Here is a 15,462-nt window from a genome sequence, read left to right on the forward strand (position 1 = left end):
AATATAAGGGTTTAGTAGATAATTGTTCCTCTGTAAATTTCACTATTTCTGGATTTTTACCCGTACCCTTACTAGCAAGAGAAGCCTCTACACCCTTAATCTTATCATCTATAATCTTATTACTTTCTGTATGATGCTTATTCACCCAGCTTCGTTTAGACGTTATTAAACCTTAATCGTCAATTTCAAAACTTTTCGATTTGACTTTCATATCATCTATGCTTTTCGCTATTTTTTTCAATCTTATCCCCTTATGAATTCTGGATTTCTCTATACTTAGCAAATTTGCAATAGCATAGGTAGTAGTTTGTTGAACCTCTCTGTTAAATAACCGTTCTATTCTAAAATAAAAAGGGGTAGCTCATAAGCAAGTGAAACCCACCGCTTATAAGATAGCCCTTTAATTTTAACGCTCTATTAATCATGTAATTTACTTAAGAACTCTGTGAACGTATTAGCAACATAAAATACATTTTCTCTTGCGATTTTCTCTGCTTCTTCTGCCGTAATCCCTTCACTTTCCATCAGCGCTTCCTTTTCCCATGCATCTTCATGTTCCCAAAAAACAACAATTGGATTTTCTTCATGATTTTTATAATCAAAGCAAATTAAATTTCCTGCTGGGTCAAATGCAAATGGAATTAATTCTTTAGGTAATGTATCACTAAAGTCATTATATACTTCAACTATATATTCGTCACTATTTTCATCAAAAGATAATAAAGTCCCAAAAACTCTTTCATGATTATTCACATTAAATATTTCTGGTTCCACATTAGCACCATTATTCACAGCTACACATTTTATATAATCGTTTGGAAATTTAACACCTATTTCATTACCAATTTCCCCTACAAAATCTTCACTTACAGTTGCATCAGCAAATTGCCACTCTACTTTTCTCATCTAATTCCATCTCCCCATAATTTATTTCCGCCTAAGTGATTTACTTTATGTACTTTTGAAATAACTAATTGCATCTTGCCAGGGACTTGATGGTGATGCCAAGTTAATCCTTTTATTCTTGCCTTACCAGCATTTATTTGAGCTAATTGATCTGGAGAAAACAATTCTTTTGAAATCTTGCCTGAATCAATCGCTTCTTTTAATTTCCTTGTACATTCCTTAAATTGTGCCTCATCTGGACTAATATGTAAATTCTTATCTAGTCTCATTGTAAATTTAACATCGTCCCCTTTAAATATTGGGAATCCTAAAATATCAAAATCTACTCCTTTTTTCACATGTGTTCCTTCTGCTAAAGGCTTATTTAATATATTATTTTTCGTTTTAGTATTCAAATATGTTTCTGTTAGTTCTACAACTTCTTTAAACTCTTCAACACTATCATACCCAAATTCTTTGATAGTAGTATCATCTACTTGTTTTAAGAAATCTTCAACACTATCATATCCCTTAGGCACAATTGATCTATTAATCAAATTTCCATCTTTATCGTCATTATTTTTAATTACTTCGTCAATTTCAGATCTATGAACAGCGTTACCCGTACCCTTAACCCCTCCACTCTCCAAATTCGAGATCCTACTCTGAATACTCGCCTTTGAGGCGTCATGGGCTTCTTGGAATTTCCCGCTATAGTTTGTTCCAGTTCTAGCGACACTTCCATCTGGCAGTATTTCTACACCTTTAGCGAATGGGGTTACGGAGTCCGCACCTTTTGCTAGTTTAATTTCAATTATATAATACTAGGAATTTATGTTAGCCTTAATTCATAAAAAATTACTTTTTATAAATTTAACCCAAGTTTCTCGTTACCACATTTCTATATTATAACATTAACTCAATCGTATCTTTTAAAGCTTCATTTACATTAATAGCCTTTTAAATAAAAAAACTGAAAGAGGATTAATCCACCTTCCAGTTTCTTCTTTCATTATTCTATCGGCCCCATAAATTGAGTAATTAAATAAACATGCTCGATAAGTTTGACTTTTTGTAAGTTTTCTACTTTTTCTGGTCCACCTAGTGCAAGTAAAGGTGTGTAACCAAAACATTCATCTATTTCAAGCTTTCCGTATTTATTTAATGCCTGCTGATAATGCTTCCAATCCAATACTTTCTCTAAAAAATAATCATCTTTCGTATTTTTAAAGAAAAACTTGAATTTTCCAGCTACTACATCTACCGTACCTTTTCGATACTTAAGTAATAATAAATAGTTATTTTCCCACACAAGAATATCTCCCATACCTGTTGTAAAAATTGGGATAGCTTCTTCATAACGGATATAACTTTCCTTTAATATATCTAAATATTTTTCTGGGTTTATTGCTCTTAAGTATCCATTTAACATACTCCCAAACCCATAGCATTTCCATAAATCTATTATTTGATCTGGAACTTTCCCTGTATACTTTTCAATAACCTCTGTTGATGGTTTTTCGAAAGATATAAAATCATTTATATTTTCCATAGTATCCCCTACTCCGATTTCAATCTAACATTAAGATATGTCAAATTTTTTTCTTCCTCTGATAAGGTGTCAGCAACTCGTCTAATTTCCTTATCCACATTACCAATCCTGCTTTTCCACTGCGAACCTATTGATGAATTAATTCTAGAATCACCCATGCCAGTTATTTTTAATGGATTTCCACCCGCAATTTGATCTGGGTCATGTAATGTAGCTTTATCCTTTATCCACTTTAAAGCTTGCTCTTCTGCTTCCCTAAATGAAAAACCTTCTTCCATAAATTCATCAATTTTATCTTGCACAGCTTGTTTTCGTGTTAATCTTTGAGCTGAATTTGCTTGTTTTGATCTCCCATATTTTAAAAATTAGTTCCGATTCTAAATAAACTCATAAACTGTCAATTTTCCCAGTCCATCTTCTTGGTTTTTTAATTGTCATATAAACTCATCTTCATTATGTTTCCGATTACGTTTAAATTTGATTCCAATTTCGTCAGTACGCGAGCTATTATTACCCACTCCGCTAGTTTTATTACTTCCTTCTAATTTACTATGCCCATGAGCAAGTTGATAAACGTCATCCCTAGTTACCGTACTTGCCTTTGAAAACTTTCCAGTTACTTCTCCAACAGTTGAAGGAAGCTTCACTCCTATTCCAGTATCCACCATCCTAACCGCTACTGGAATAGGAGTATTTTTCATAGCATCTAGTGCATTCTTTAAAGTCTTATTTTCCCTAGGCGATTGTACCACATTATTTCTACGCTAAAACACAAAAAAGCACTTGTTGCCTCAAATAGACAATCAAGTGCTTTAAGTTTCATCTGTTTTTAAGCAGCATAAATTTGTAAGTTTTGTAGTAACAGTATGACACCTTTTATATGTGGTAACAACTACTACGTTAAAACTTACGAGTTTGTACGAGTTCGTTAGTTTAATATATATTCCATGTGTTTATATTCAGCACCCAGTAAAATGTCATCTCGCCAAAGCACGTACTTCTTTTTCTTTTCTATCATTGTACATAGTACTCCATGATGGTACAACCATCATGGAGTTTACTCTTCAAAATAGCCATTTCTTTTTCTACCCACTTCTCATATATGCTTATGCATGTTTACGTTAAACCACTATAAACTTTTATCATATATGGTATTGCACTCAATTTTTTGTATCTTCAAGATTTTTAAGATGCTTTTCTAAGTATTTTTTCCCTGAATTACTTTTAGGCATAAGACCAAGATGTTCATATTCCCAAATAATCATTCTCTCGTGGGAATTTTCATCTGAAAGGTCATCATAATTAAAGTCAATATTAAACTTTCCTGTATTATCAAAAATCATAGTGAAATTTGTCCAAGCTTCTTGATCATTATCAATAAACTCTTTCTTCATTCTCTTAATACAATCTAACAAACGATGCCACTTCTTAAAATATTCTTCTTCTGGGACATTAAAGAGTTCAAAAATACTATGACTGTAAATAGGAGTACTATTCTCTTCAGGGTAGTAATAAAAATATGATTCTTGAGCACCTTCCCCAACCTCACCATACAGGTAAACCTTAAACCACTTCTCTGGAATTGTATCAATTACAACGTCTGCTATTTCATTGTATAACTTGCTTAATTTTTCATCATTCATCTAATTTTCCTCCTGGTACATTATCAAAATTCTTTAATCTCCATCTATCTTCATCACCAATTTTATATCTAATAACAAAACTGTCTGGACGTTTTGAATTCCCGCTATAATTCGGCGTTATTTTCACCCTAACTTTATCACCATCATTAAGAGCATTAGCCCATTCATTCTCTAGTTTTTTCCATTCTCCTCTGTTTAAGTTACTATTCATTGGAACTAAATTATCCATATTACCAGAGCCTTTAAATATAGTTGCAATTAAATGTCCGCCGTCATCATCATCCAAACGGTCATTCCCACCTACCACTCTCTGAGCGTAGTTATTCCGCTTACCATCACCTAATTGAAGGCTACCCTCGCAACTTGCAACACGCCCTTGACTATCTGTTGTATATGTATATCCTTCTTTACTTGTATACTCAACATTTGGCTTTAATATCTTTTTACGTTTTTCCCTAGCATATTGTTCTCCATAGTTTACTTTTACAGGTCCTTCACCCGTACCCTTACTAGCAAGAGAAGCCTCTACACCCTTAATCTTATCATCTATAATCTTATTACTTTCTGCACTATGCTTATTCACCCAGCTTTGGAAATCTGTACCACCTTGTTTAGATATTAGTAAGCCATTTCCGTCAACTTCAAAACTTGCTGATTTGGCTGTCCTATCATCTATGCTTTTGGCTATTTTTTCGCCAAGTTGATACATCTTTTCATTTCCGGATTTCTCCATTTTAAGGCTTGCTAGTTTCAAACGGTCAAGCATAATAGCTTTATTATCACGCAATGATTGTACCACATTTTTACCCAAATTTGGATTAAAACCAGGCATTCCTTCTTTGAATTTTAATAATTTCGCTAAATCAGCTAATTCACTCGTGCCTTTGAATGCTTTTACTCCTTTTCCTACTGCTCCAACAACTGGGATTGCATCTAATCCGCCAAAAATGATGTTTCCTACCCGCTCTTCTTGGCTCAATTTTCGGTGTGTTCCCCAGTCTTCTCCGTCGATACCGCTTTTTATTTGTACACCTCCGTATACTACTGCGGCAGCGGCCCCGAGTGGTGGACAAAGGATTGTTGTGATGATGATTCCTACGCCTATTCCTATGTCTCGCACCATTTCTAGTTTTTTCTGTTCATCTTCTATCGATTTGTATTCAAATCCTCGTGTGGATGGGACTACTTTCTTGTATTCTTCATAATTTAATTTTGCATCTGGATTTTGTTTTTTTAGTTCTTTGTATTCCCCTCTCAGTACGTTATCAAATGCAGGTGAATCTCTAAAAATATCTTCTACTGTTATTTTATCTTTCTTCTTCTGTATTGTTTGTGGTACACTTCCGTAGCCTGCATGCGCACCTGGTAATACTGTCGTTGTTGTAGAGCCAATTCGGTTATTTGTTTCAAAACTGAGAATAGATGTATCTCTCATTTTTTGAGCGAATTTATCCATTTCTACTAAAAAAGGTTTATCTATATGTTCAGAGACTAATCGCCCTGCTTCTCCGCAATATTTTTGTAATGTCGAATAGCTATCAAGTAATTCCCCGATTTTTTGCGATTGATTTTTAGGATTAAAATGTATACTACCATCCGAGTCTAAATCTCGTATTCTTCCATCAATTCTTTTTAATGATTCATTTGCTTCCCGTAATTTCATGAGTGCATCTTTTGTAATTCGATTCATACCATCCCCCATGTTTTGCCATGGTTCAGGTCTATATTTCACATCCATCTCGTTTTCATCCCCCCAGCCGTATGGTGATTTCTACAACTTACTTAATATTTCACGTAATTGTTCATCCTTTTCAAACATTTCTACACATGCGTCCCTTACAACTGTCGCCGACCTATAATAGTGTTCAGCCAATTCAAGTGTTTTGTGTAATATATCAGGATATTTTTCAATTACTCTCATCGCTTCACCTTTTTGATAAAAATCACAGCTTAATAAACTCTCAATATTCGTTCCAATGACGTCTACATGGATTTTATATATATTTTCTAACTTCATTACTATATCTAGTAGTTCTTGAAAATTAACTAATACTTCTTCTCCACCACCAGAACCACTATCTCCCATTGATACTTGCATTATTGAATACCTCCTAACGAGAATTGTCTCGGGTCAATTAACTTTTTATATGGCATTTTTAACACGTCATACAATTTCTTATTAACCGCATAGAGGCTCACCCAGTCATATCGATTACGATCTACATCTATTTGAACGAAATCTTCTCCTTCAGTGAAATATAAGAAACATTCCCATTTTCCTCCTCTATTACTTCGAGGCCTCGTATACGTTTCTATCGCTATAACGTTTTTATTTGATAAATCTTTTTCCTCAAATGTTTGTTGTTCTTCTTCTGTCATTCTCTTTGAGAAAAATGTATCTTCTATTTCCCTCGGTTCTCTCAATAAGAAAGGGATGCGTGTTAATAAGGAAAAATATACGTCTGGCTTTGGTATGTAGTCGATCTCGTATTTTTTATTTGGTTCTATTTCCGTTAATACAGCCACTCGGTCTTTATCCTCTTTCAAAAAGCCAATTAATACATTATTCATTCTCGTGTATTCATGACAACTTTCATATTCCTTTAATAGTTCAATTATTTGAAAAGCTGCAGGGGTAATTCCATTTTCACTTGTAAGTAGGCCTTTTTCTTTTAAACTCGTAGTTGCTTTCGTGACACATTCTGCATCAAGTAAAATAATTGCGTCACGGTTTGGCAATCCAAATATATCGGTAACCCCAGCTGCACCTGCGAGAACATATAATTCAGCAGGTGCAAAACTCATTTCTTTCCCCATTCTTTTATCCCTCGTTTCTCCATCACAGTTGTTTTATCGCCCTTACTTCCGATTTATCTCCGTACGTTTGAATGCTTTTATCTAACTCTTTCAAAGCTTTCGTATGTCCTTCAAATGCCTCTACCATTTCTGAATTATATTGAATGATCAAATCAAGATAACTTAAAAATGCATCTCTCGTTTTTCCATTCCATTTCGCACCTGTGACATATGCTTTTAAGTCTTTCGCTTGGTTTAAAGAATCCTTCATACCATTTTCAATGTTTTGTGCGTAAGAAATGGCACTTGCAGTGTTACTTCCTATAATTTCAACCTCTTTACCACTCATGTTGGTTCCCTCCATTCTTTGTATGCTTAATGGATAAAGTTTTCAAATTCCTTTTTCTTTTCTTCAAAAGCCTTGGTCGCTGCGGCGTATGCTGACGCTTTCTCTGATTCTGCTTTCGCTTTATATTCCAAATACTTTGCATAAGCTGTACTTTTTGCAGATCCAACATCGCTTAATGCACTTTTAAAATAGGATAATACTGTATTTAAGTCTTCATCCTTTTCATGACGTTTTTGTTCAAATTCAACTGCCGGAATTTTATTAGCTTCTAAGCCATTACTTTTACTCTCATACTCTCTCTTCGCTGATTCAGCCTCTTGAATGAATTGCTTTAACTCTCTTTCTTTATCTTTTAAATAATCATGTAAATCATCATACCGATCTCGTTTCCTCGCACTTTCTGTAAAACCAGACGCATTTAAAAAAGCATTGTATAATTCATCTAACATCTTTCTCCCCCTTTAGCGCAATAACTATGTAGTTAAATCCGTATATTTAAACATGAATATTCATTACATTAAGAATTAACAAATAATTATTTTTACATATTGCTATTTTATCAAAGGGATTTTAACATTTCCATATTTTATGAATGGCTTTCGCATTTTTCTTCAATAAAGTGAAACTTTAATCAATATGACTATGTATTTATGTGCAGAAATAATAAAAAACACTGCCAGGCACAGTGTTTTTTATTACTACCTTTTATCCAATTCATTCGTATTAAATCCTTGCTTGAGAGTAAGACCAGTTCTTTCTTATTTCATCAACAACTATTTCTGGATAATCCCAATGAAGCGTACGAGTAGGCTCCCTGATTCGTTATACTATTTCTTGGGCTGTTTTGTTTTCTATATTCATTCCAATATTTTGGCTCAGTCGCTCTTAAAAGAACGATAGAAAAAGGATCTGATATGAATATCAGATCCTTAACTTTAATTTCTTAATACATACATCTTTTTACACGATAACTGGTTCGTACGTGCTCAAATTATCATACTCAGTTTTTACAATACTAGGTGAAAGGTTAACACATCCTCAGATTCACCTTTTCTTGTAGCAGTGCATAATATTTAATAAAATTAAAGCATATTTTTACTTACCAGACTTAATTTTTTCGTTATATTCTTCTAAAGTTAACCCTTTTTCTTTTAGATAAACGGCAACTTCTTTTCCTACATAACGATAGTGCCATGGCTCATACTTAATGCCAGTAATATTCTCTTTATCTTTTGGATAGCGGAGAGTAAACCCATATTCTGCAGCATTCTTATCTAACCATTTGAATGCATCGGTAGTTTCAAATTTTGCATTTAAATCTTCTACAGTATTTTGCCATTCAACTGAAATAATGTCTAACGCTAATCCAGTATGATGTTCACTTGCACCAGGATACTGAAGATATTCCAATGCCTTAGCACTAGCCTCTTTATCCGACAAACCTTGAGATTTATAGCTTTTAACTGAAGCATCATAATACGTTTGTTGTAATTTTATAGCTCGATAACCTGATCTTAAATAAAGATTGATTCCCTCTTTTTTTGCAGCTGCTACCATATCCTGATAGGAAGTTGCAATTCTACTATCTATTTTCATATTTGGCTTCGCATTTTGAGTGATACTTGTTAATTCAATTCCTAGTTCCTTTGATAACATATGCTCTCTATTTACAAGGATAATTCTCCAATCATTAACATCAGAGATAGGTAAAACATCTTTTTTCTTCGCATGTATTTCATTTTTATTTTTATCGTTATTAGTAGTTTCCTGAGATGTTTGCTTTCCACTACAAGCAGCCAGACTCCATCCCATTGCCAATACCAATGCTAAAATTATAAATTTTTTAATTGTATCTCATTCCCTTTTTGTTTATTAGTCTTTATACCAATTTCCCAACACGTCTCTAGGAATCTCCTTGAAATCCTTCAAAGAAACGGGGCCGACAAATTTTTTAATTCCATGTTTTTTAGAATTTTCATCCGAATAATCTTTTAAAAATTGAATTTTAAATTGTTTCTTACCATCGGCATAGTCGGTTACTGTCGGTACGATTGCCGCTTGTCGTATACCAAAAGTTTTATCTTCATACTTAACAAATTGTACATAAGATAATCCTCCAACTAATGTTTCTAATTTTTCTTGCGCAGAAATAAGATTTCCAAGAGAATAATAGATTAGCGTTTCATGTCCATCTTTATTTTGTTTCCACTCAATTGGTTGAATTACATGTGGATGATTTCCAATTACTACATCTACACCTAAATCTGTTAAATATTGAGCAACTTCTTTTTGTTGCTTTGAAGGTGTTGAGGTATATTCTAATCCCCAATGCACCATAACAATCACCATATCAGAGCTACTCTTCGCCTTTTCCACATCATTTTGTATCGCTTTTTTATCAATTAAATTTAAAGCCCAAGACTTATCAGCTGGAATTTTAATTCCATTCGTACCATATGTATAATTGAGTAACGCAAAACGAATACCATTTTTTGTAATCGTTTTTATTTCATTACGCTCGTTTTGACTCTCATTAATACCTACCGGGATAACATCCGGATATTTCTTCCAGTATTCTCTTGTATTCGCAACACCTTTAATACCCATATCCATAGCGTGATTTGTCGCTTGCGTCACTATATTGAATCCAGTGTCCACTAAAGATTGGCCTACTTCTTCAGGTGTATTGAAAGTCGGATATCCTTGTACTTTTAAATTATTTCCGGCAATCGGAGTCTCCTGGTTCACTATAGCAAGATCGCTTGATTTAACAGCTTTTTTGATATTTTCATAAATATAATTATAATCATATGAACCATCTTTTTGTTTGCCATCTTTAATTACTGCGTCATGATATAAATTATCACCCGTTGCTATTAAATTCACAACCGATTGTACTTTTTTATCTTCCGTAAAATTAGGAGACTGTTGGATAGGACTTTTCTCTACCCAATTCGGTGCTTCTAATGATGTATCTATATTGGATTCAGCCGGTGGTAATGAAGCTTTAGATGTCTTAACATCTGTATTACCACAAGCGGTTAAAAGCACTAAAAAAATAAGACATACTAAAAAAAACTTTTTACTTTTCTGTAAAGTATCTAACATGTGATCCTCTTTTCTGTTTTATTCCTTATAACCTGTTCTAACAAATCATTCTTTAAAAAAACGTATTTTGGTTTTACCCTTAATTATGGAAGGACACTCTGTTACACCTGCTTCGGAATATATTAATAATTGTTTTCCGCTTTCTAGCAATCTATCGATTCCATCAGAAGTAATAGATTACTAGAAAAACATAATCCATCAGGATGTCGACTAGTTTGATATACCTGTTCCAATTGCAGTAACTCGTTTAATATTTAAACAAGATAGGAGAATCGTTCATATAGCCTCTTCTCTCGCTTTATGTTTAAGGTGCCTCCAAAAAAAGGGATCGTTGCTGTACCCCTTTACATAGTGCGAAATTTTTGCAACTAATTTCTTTCATTCAAGCGACAAACATTATACCGATAACAATAAGTAAGACCCAAGAACTTATTTTACCAATATACGAAAAAAGTAGCAATCTTTTGCCCCATATAAAGAAGCCAATTAGGAGAAATGAACGAGAGATTCATTCTATTCAATTCCTTCATTGATTAATAAAAAAACAAGCCACCCAACTATTGGATGGCTCTATACTATAAAGAGAATTTGTTATTGGATTACTTCAATTTCCCTTCAAAAACAATCTTCCTACCGCACGGCTCAACTACTGTTTTGCCGTCTTTCTTTACTTCATGAAAGATTGGCTCTTCCATACGACGAGACGGAGCGTAGCCTTCTTGTTCCATACGTGCTAAGCAGTCTGTAATTGTTTCATTTTCAAGTACTTCAAATTTCTTTTTATTAGGTTGTTTTGTCATGCCCTAACCTACTTTCTATTTTTCTTGATGCGAATTGATTTTTCATGTAGACCATATATAACATTGCGAGAATTCCCATTATAATCATAACCGCAATAAAAAAGCTTGTATACTGTATTTTTTCTATAAATACGCCGCCTAATACAGGTCCCATAATACTTCCTAAACTAAAAGCGATTCCGGATAATATATTACCTGCCGGTAGTAAGTGTCTCGGTAATAAGTCAGTCATAAATCCAAGCCCTAAAGAGAAGCACGATCCAATAACCATACCCGCTAAAAGCATGCAGGCAAAGACGATCCAGTAATATTGATCAAATACGGCGGCAAGTAGAAAAATGCCCGTACTTATGCTAAACGTCCACGTTAATATACGGTCCCTTCCGTATTTGTCACTTAATATACCGAGCGGAATTTGTGTAATAATACCCCCAACTGCAAATGCTGGTAATAAGAAGGATACATCTGAAACAGACCACCCTTTACGAAGTGCGTATACTGGTAAGTTACTGTTTAACATTGCTTCAAGTACGCCATATGCAAGTGGACCCAGCAGTGCAATCCATCCTAATCCAACAACTTGTTTATAACGAGAAAATGATGATTCACTCTTCACTTCTCTTTCATCTTGCGCTGGGAATGCATTTTTTGTTGGAAGTAGTAAAAGCCAACCTATTAAACAAAGTATAGTAGATATAATAAATGGTGTTGCAAGACCGTACTGCACAGTGCTTGCTAAATACGGACCAACGGCAAAACCAATTCCGAAGAATACACCGTATATCGATACTTGTCTCCCTATTTTACTTGGGTCTGATGTCGTCGTAATCCATGTTTGTGTTCCGACATGAAGCATATGATCTCCAACTCCAACTAGAAATCTAAGGATAAACCATACCCAAAATGAAAATGTTTGTGTAAAAAAGAATAATGAAATAATAACGAGAAACCCACCTATAACAATAATCGGCTTCATTCCAAACCTTTGCATCGGTTTTTCAAGAAACGGCGAAATAACTAATATCCCAATGTACAATGCCGTCGCATGAATACCATTAATACTTGAACTAACCCCTTCTTGTTCAAAAATCATTGCAATGGCCGGTAAGAGCATTCCTTGTGACAAACCCGAGATTGCTACAATCCCAACCATAATCCAAAAAGTAAAACGCATTGACATCCTCTGTCCCTCTCCTTCTCATGCTTCCACTTTTCATTATAAACTGTTTCTTCAAATGCGTGTACGAATATTCGCAATAAAAAACAAGCTAAAAGAATGAACCTTTTAGCTTGTTATCTTATCCTTCCCAAACTTGCGCTTTCACATTGTAATGAAAGTGTTTAAAATATGGATTTTCATAAAATGAAGGTCCATATAAGTAATGTTGCATATGAGCTGTTAGTGGCTGCTGCATTTGTAAAGGAACTACAGCTGGTGAAACTTGCATATACATCGGATCTATCATTATTTTTGTATAGATATGATGATTATATGGCGAATAAGCGATTAAGGATGGTTTATGCATTGATAATCTCCCCTTATACATACAAATGTTATAGTATATGCAACACTTCTCATTTCGGGGATTATTTCTGTTCTAACCAATCCTCTACATGTTTTATAAATACATCTAAACAATCAATAAACGGCGAGTGTCCGCAATCTTCTAATACCTTCAACTCTGCATTTGGCAAATGTTTCGCTAATTCCTCACCGACTACTTGCGGTACGACATAATCTCTATCACCTTGTATGACGAGTGTTGGCGCTTTAATACGATGAATTTGTTTACTTCCCTCTACAACCCCATTATGTTCATCTGAAATATTAAATGTAATGAGCGCATAATTCACATCTACGAAATTACGTTGCGTTAACATATCATCTAAATACTTTTCATAACGATCCGGTTCAGGTTGATTATGTGTATATATTAATAGATTCCATACTGTACGGTAATATAGTTTGTTCATATTTTTTATCGCATCTAATACTGGAGCGATTTGTACTGGATCTTGCGCAATTTCTTCTTTCGTCTTTACTAAACTTGATACAATCGGCTGCCCATTCGTATCTTTTTTAAAGATTGGGTATCCTTTCATTCCTACTGATTCTACTAAAATTAACTTTTCTACAAAAGTTGGGTGATTCGCTGTAAATTGCATCGCAACGCCACCACCCATTGACCAGCCCATTAATGAAAATTTCTCTAGCTTTAACTCGTCAATAAATAATTTTACATCGTCTGCAAAGTCTTGTAATGAATCTATCGACTGATTATACGTTGATTGTCCAAACCCTCTTAAATCAAGAGCGTAAATATGGTATTGATCTTGCAACTTTTCAATAACTAAATCCCAATGTTGTGACGATGTCATGTTCCCGTGAATGAGTACAAGAATATCTGTATTTCGCCTTCCAACTTCCTGATATGCAATCGTTTCTCCGTTCGATAGTGAAACAAACTCCATTGTTGCAGGCTTAATCATCACAAGTTCCCCCATTCTATTTAATAGAAAGAAAATTCTTTACTTAATTAAAGAATAGCACGTAGAATATACGTTCGCAACATAAAACCTATAAGAATTTTTTACATAAATCAACATGTCTATTACTAGACAATTATTATAAAAAAGTATATAGTTAGCTAGGTAACTAATTTGAAAGGATTAAAATACATGGACGAAAAACAACATTTTTTTCACATCGTCAGCCAGACTTCTCGAAAGTTTACGAAGAAATTTAATGAACGTGTATCTCCAACAGGGTTATTTAGTGCGCAATGGGCTGTTATTTTCCGCATTAATCAAACTGGTTCTTGTACGCAAACAGAATTGTGCCAGTATTTAAATGTTGAATCACCAACGATGACTCGTACGTTAACACGTATGGAAACGATGGGATGGATTATTCGTACAGAAGGTAAAGATCGCCGCGAGAAGCTCATTTCTTTATCCGAAACAGCGATAAAGATGATTCCAGTATGGCAAGAAGAAGTTGATACTTTCGAAGAAAAAACGCTAGAAGGTATTAATGAAGATGATTTACATCAAGCATTTCAAGTGTTACAACAAATTATTAAAAATTTAGATTAAATTGGAGGGATGACGATGCAAAGTGAGAAACTTTGGACGAAGGATTTCCTCGGAACTTGTTTTAGTAGTCTATTTCTTTTCTTAACATTTTACATGCTTATGACTACTCTGCCTGTCTATGTCATAGACGGCCTAAAAGGAAAACCTGAGGAAATTGGTTTAGTTGCAACTGTGTTTCTTATTTCTTCTGTTTTATGTAGACCATTCACAGGAAAATGGCTCGATGATTTAGGAAGAAAGAAAATATTATTTATTTCACTTTCATTATTTTTAGCCGCTACTGTTATGTATTTCGGTGCGCAAAGTTTATTCTTATTACTTGCCCTTCGCTTCTTGCACGGTATTGGGTTCGGGATGGCAACGACAGCTACTGGTACGATTGTAACTGATGTTGCGCCAGCTCATCGACGAGGCGAAGCGCTTGCATATTTCGGCGTATTTATGAGTCTGCCGATGGTAATTGGTCCTTTTTTAGGTTTAACAATTATTTCTCATTTTTCGTTTACTGTATTATTTATCGTTTGTTCCGTATTTTCATTACTTGCATTTTTATTAGGACTACTTGTAGATATTCCGCACGAAGCACCTGTTAGCAAACAAAAACGTGAAAAAATGAAATGGAAAGACTTAATCGAACCATCTTCTATTCCGATTGCACTTACAGGATTTGTTTTAGCCTTTTCTTATAGTGGTATTTTATCCTTTATTCCTATTTATGCGAAAGAACTCGGTTTAAGTGAAATTGCAAGTTACTTCTTTATTTTATACGCACTTGTTGTTGTCATTTCTCGTCCATTTACAGGAAAGATTTTTGATCGCTTCGGTGAAAATGTACTCGTTTACCCTGCTATCATTATTTTCACAATCGGAATGTTCATATTAAGCCAAGCACAAACTTCATTTTGGTTCCTTGGCGCAGGTATGCTAATCGGTTTAGGTTACGGGACATTAATTCCGAGTTTCCAAACGATTGCGATTTCTGCCGCTCCAAACCATAGACGTGGTTCTGCGACAGCTACGTATTTCTCATTCTTTGATAGTGGTATTGGTTTTGGTTCTTTCATTTTAGGTATTGTCGCAGCGAAATCCAGTTATCATAATATGTATTTTATCGCAGCTATTATCGTTGCGTTCACTTTACTTTTATATTATGGATTACACGGACGAAAACAAAAATTCAAGAAACAACCTACAGACGGAAAAATTTCCGCTTAGCGTTAATAAGGAAAGTAA

At 34.3% G+C, this 15,462-nt stretch carries 19 protein-coding genes and 1 pseudogene; 2 read left to right on the plus strand and 18 right to left on the minus strand.

Annotation, left to right across the window (positions count from 1 at the left end; translation table 11 throughout):
* Positions 1-46 precede the first annotated feature (46 nt).
* The 18 genes and pseudogenes from GD442_RS28130 to phaZ all read right to left on the minus strand — a co-directional run.
* A pseudogene (locus GD442_RS28130) lies at positions 47-280 on the minus strand (hypothetical protein); the annotation flags it as partial.
* Between the two features lie 137 nt (positions 281-417).
* Positions 418-906: an SMI1/KNR4 family protein gene (locus GD442_RS15445; RefSeq protein ID WP_001233227.1), complete on the minus strand. Its 489-nt coding sequence runs from the start codon at positions 904-906 to the stop codon at positions 418-420.
* A complete protein-coding gene (locus tag GD442_RS15450) occupies positions 903-1,637 on the minus strand; it encodes an HNH endonuclease (RefSeq protein ID WP_242260077.1) in 735 nt (244 codons plus the stop codon). The genes GD442_RS15445 and GD442_RS15450 overlap by 4 nt, the downstream gene beginning before the upstream one ends.
* Before the next feature lie 260 nt (positions 1,638-1,897).
* Positions 1,898-2,437, minus strand: coding sequence for a T6SS immunity protein Tdi1 domain-containing protein (locus GD442_RS15455; protein ID WP_000427866.1), 540 nt, complete (start codon positions 2,435-2,437; stop codon positions 1,898-1,900).
* A gap of 8 nt (positions 2,438-2,445) precedes the next feature.
* Positions 2,446-2,739, minus strand: a complete 294-nt coding sequence (locus GD442_RS28135) for a polymorphic toxin type 15 domain-containing protein (RefSeq protein WP_001152727.1) — start codon at positions 2,737-2,739, stop codon at positions 2,446-2,448.
* 132 nt (positions 2,740-2,871) lie between these two features.
* Positions 2,872-3,138 carry a hypothetical protein gene (locus tag GD442_RS28140; protein WP_002041492.1) on the minus strand — a complete coding sequence of 89 codons (267 nt, stop codon included), beginning with the start codon at positions 3,136-3,138 and terminating at the stop codon, positions 2,872-2,874.
* Positions 3,139-3,597: 459 nt separating this feature from the next.
* Positions 3,598-4,080 (minus strand): antitoxin YezG family protein, encoded by a 483-nt coding sequence (locus GD442_RS15465; protein ID WP_000997348.1) that lies wholly within the window; start codon positions 4,078-4,080, stop codon positions 3,598-3,600.
* On the minus strand, positions 4,073-5,818 hold the full coding sequence (locus tag GD442_RS15470) for a DNA/RNA non-specific endonuclease (RefSeq protein ID WP_000382752.1): 1,746 nt from the start codon (positions 5,816-5,818) through the stop codon (positions 4,073-4,075). The genes GD442_RS15465 and GD442_RS15470 overlap by 8 nt, the downstream gene beginning before the upstream one ends.
* Before the next feature lie 33 nt (positions 5,819-5,851).
* Positions 5,852-6,178 (minus strand): hypothetical protein, encoded by a 327-nt coding sequence (locus tag GD442_RS15475; protein ID WP_001198202.1) that lies wholly within the window; start codon positions 6,176-6,178, stop codon positions 5,852-5,854.
* The gene (locus tag GD442_RS15480; RefSeq protein WP_000514125.1) at positions 6,178-6,897 is read right to left on the minus strand and encodes a DUF5081 family protein; all 720 of its coding nucleotides are present in this window, start codon (positions 6,895-6,897) and stop codon (positions 6,178-6,180) included. Before GD442_RS15480 ends, GD442_RS15475 begins: the two co-directional genes overlap by 1 nt.
* 22 nt (positions 6,898-6,919) lie before the next feature.
* Complete coding sequence (locus GD442_RS15485; RefSeq protein WP_000014535.1) at positions 6,920-7,225, minus strand: WXG100 family type VII secretion target; 306 nt, start codon at positions 7,223-7,225, stop codon at positions 6,920-6,922.
* Positions 7,226-7,251: 26 nt separating this feature from the next.
* Positions 7,252-7,674 (minus strand): hypothetical protein, encoded by a 423-nt coding sequence (locus GD442_RS15490; protein WP_000883466.1) that lies wholly within the window; start codon positions 7,672-7,674, stop codon positions 7,252-7,254.
* Between the two features lie 646 nt (positions 7,675-8,320).
* The gene (locus GD442_RS15495; protein ID WP_000241992.1) at positions 8,321-9,049 is read right to left on the minus strand and encodes a M15 family metallopeptidase; all 729 of its coding nucleotides are present in this window, start codon (positions 9,047-9,049) and stop codon (positions 8,321-8,323) included.
* A 48-nt stretch (positions 9,050-9,097) separates the two neighbouring features.
* Complete coding sequence (locus tag GD442_RS15500; RefSeq protein ID WP_159365124.1) at positions 9,098-10,333, minus strand: CapA family protein; 1,236 nt, start codon at positions 10,331-10,333, stop codon at positions 9,098-9,100.
* A 599-nt stretch (positions 10,334-10,932) separates the two neighbouring features.
* Positions 10,933-11,133, minus strand: a complete 201-nt coding sequence (locus GD442_RS15505) for an NETI motif-containing protein (protein ID WP_000166303.1) — start codon at positions 11,131-11,133, stop codon at positions 10,933-10,935.
* On the minus strand, positions 11,117-12,313 hold the full coding sequence (locus GD442_RS15510) for an MFS transporter (RefSeq protein WP_000062798.1): 1,197 nt from the start codon (positions 12,311-12,313) through the stop codon (positions 11,117-11,119). Before GD442_RS15510 ends, GD442_RS15505 begins: the two co-directional genes overlap by 17 nt.
* Positions 12,314-12,431: 118 nt before the next feature.
* Entirely contained in the window at positions 12,432-12,659 is a 228-nt protein-coding gene (locus tag GD442_RS15515) for a hypothetical protein (protein ID WP_000549500.1), read from the minus strand.
* A gap of 61 nt (positions 12,660-12,720) precedes the next feature.
* Positions 12,721-13,623, minus strand: a complete 903-nt coding sequence (gene phaZ / locus GD442_RS15520) for an intracellular short-chain-length polyhydroxyalkanoate depolymerase (RefSeq protein WP_000594877.1) — start codon at positions 13,621-13,623, stop codon at positions 12,721-12,723.
* Between the two features lie 189 nt (positions 13,624-13,812).
* Between phaZ and GD442_RS15525 the strand changes: the two genes are divergently transcribed.
* Positions 13,813-14,229 carry a MarR family winged helix-turn-helix transcriptional regulator gene (locus tag GD442_RS15525; protein WP_000343680.1) on the plus strand — a complete coding sequence of 139 codons (417 nt, stop codon included), beginning with the start codon at positions 13,813-13,815 and terminating at the stop codon, positions 14,227-14,229.
* Positions 14,230-14,244: 15 nt separating this feature from the next.
* Positions 14,245-15,444, plus strand: coding sequence for an MFS transporter (locus GD442_RS15530; protein WP_001190318.1), 1,200 nt, complete (start codon positions 14,245-14,247; stop codon positions 15,442-15,444).
* Positions 15,445-15,462 lie beyond the last annotated feature (18 nt).

Origin of the sequence: Bacillus sp. A260, assembly GCF_009861435.1 — a bacterium.
GTDB classification, from domain to species: domain Bacteria; phylum Bacillota; class Bacilli; order Bacillales; family Bacillaceae_G; genus Bacillus_A; species Bacillus_A cereus.

Excerpts from the sequence above, each read along its gene's own strand:
- GD442_RS15445 (WP_001233227.1), bottom strand. The coding sequence starts at position 906 with ATGAGAAAAGTAGAGTGGCAATTTGCTGATGCAACTGTAAGTGAAGAT.
- GD442_RS15455 (WP_000427866.1), bottom strand. The coding sequence starts at position 2,437 with ATGGAAAATATAAATGATTTTATATCTTTCGAAAAACCATCAACAGAG.
- GD442_RS28140 (WP_002041492.1), bottom strand. The coding sequence starts at position 3,138 with ATGAAAAATACTCCTATTCCAGTAGCGGTTAGGATGGTGGATACTGGA.
- GD442_RS15465 (WP_000997348.1), bottom strand. The coding sequence starts at position 4,080 with ATGAATGATGAAAAATTAAGCAAGTTATACAATGAAATAGCAGACGTT.
- GD442_RS15470 (WP_000382752.1), bottom strand. The coding sequence starts at position 5,818 with ATGGATGTGAAATATAGACCTGAACCATGGCAAAACATGGGGGATGGT.
- GD442_RS15475 (WP_001198202.1), bottom strand. The coding sequence starts at position 6,178 with ATGCAAGTATCAATGGGAGATAGTGGTTCTGGTGGTGGAGAAGAAGTA.
- GD442_RS15480 (WP_000514125.1), bottom strand. The coding sequence starts at position 6,897 with ATGGGGAAAGAAATGAGTTTTGCACCTGCTGAATTATATGTTCTCGCA.
- GD442_RS15485 (WP_000014535.1), bottom strand. The coding sequence starts at position 7,225 with ATGAGTGGTAAAGAGGTTGAAATTATAGGAAGTAACACTGCAAGTGCC.
- GD442_RS15490 (WP_000883466.1), bottom strand. The coding sequence starts at position 7,674 with ATGTTAGATGAATTATACAATGCTTTTTTAAATGCGTCTGGTTTTACA.
- GD442_RS15500 (WP_159365124.1), bottom strand. The coding sequence starts at position 10,333 with ATGTTAGATACTTTACAGAAAAGTAAAAAGTTTTTTTTAGTATGTCTT.
- GD442_RS15505 (WP_000166303.1), bottom strand. The coding sequence starts at position 11,133 with ATGACAAAACAACCTAATAAAAAGAAATTTGAAGTACTTGAAAATGAA.
- GD442_RS15510 (WP_000062798.1), bottom strand. The coding sequence starts at position 12,313 with ATGTCAATGCGTTTTACTTTTTGGATTATGGTTGGGATTGTAGCAATC.
- GD442_RS15515 (WP_000549500.1), bottom strand. The coding sequence starts at position 12,659 with ATGCATAAACCATCCTTAATCGCTTATTCGCCATATAATCATCATATC.
- phaZ (WP_000594877.1), bottom strand. The coding sequence starts at position 13,623 with ATGATTAAGCCTGCAACAATGGAGTTTGTTTCACTATCGAACGGAGAA.
- GD442_RS15525 (WP_000343680.1), top strand. The coding sequence starts at position 13,813 with ATGGACGAAAAACAACATTTTTTTCACATCGTCAGCCAGACTTCTCGA.
- GD442_RS15530 (WP_001190318.1), top strand. The coding sequence starts at position 14,245 with ATGCAAAGTGAGAAACTTTGGACGAAGGATTTCCTCGGAACTTGTTTT.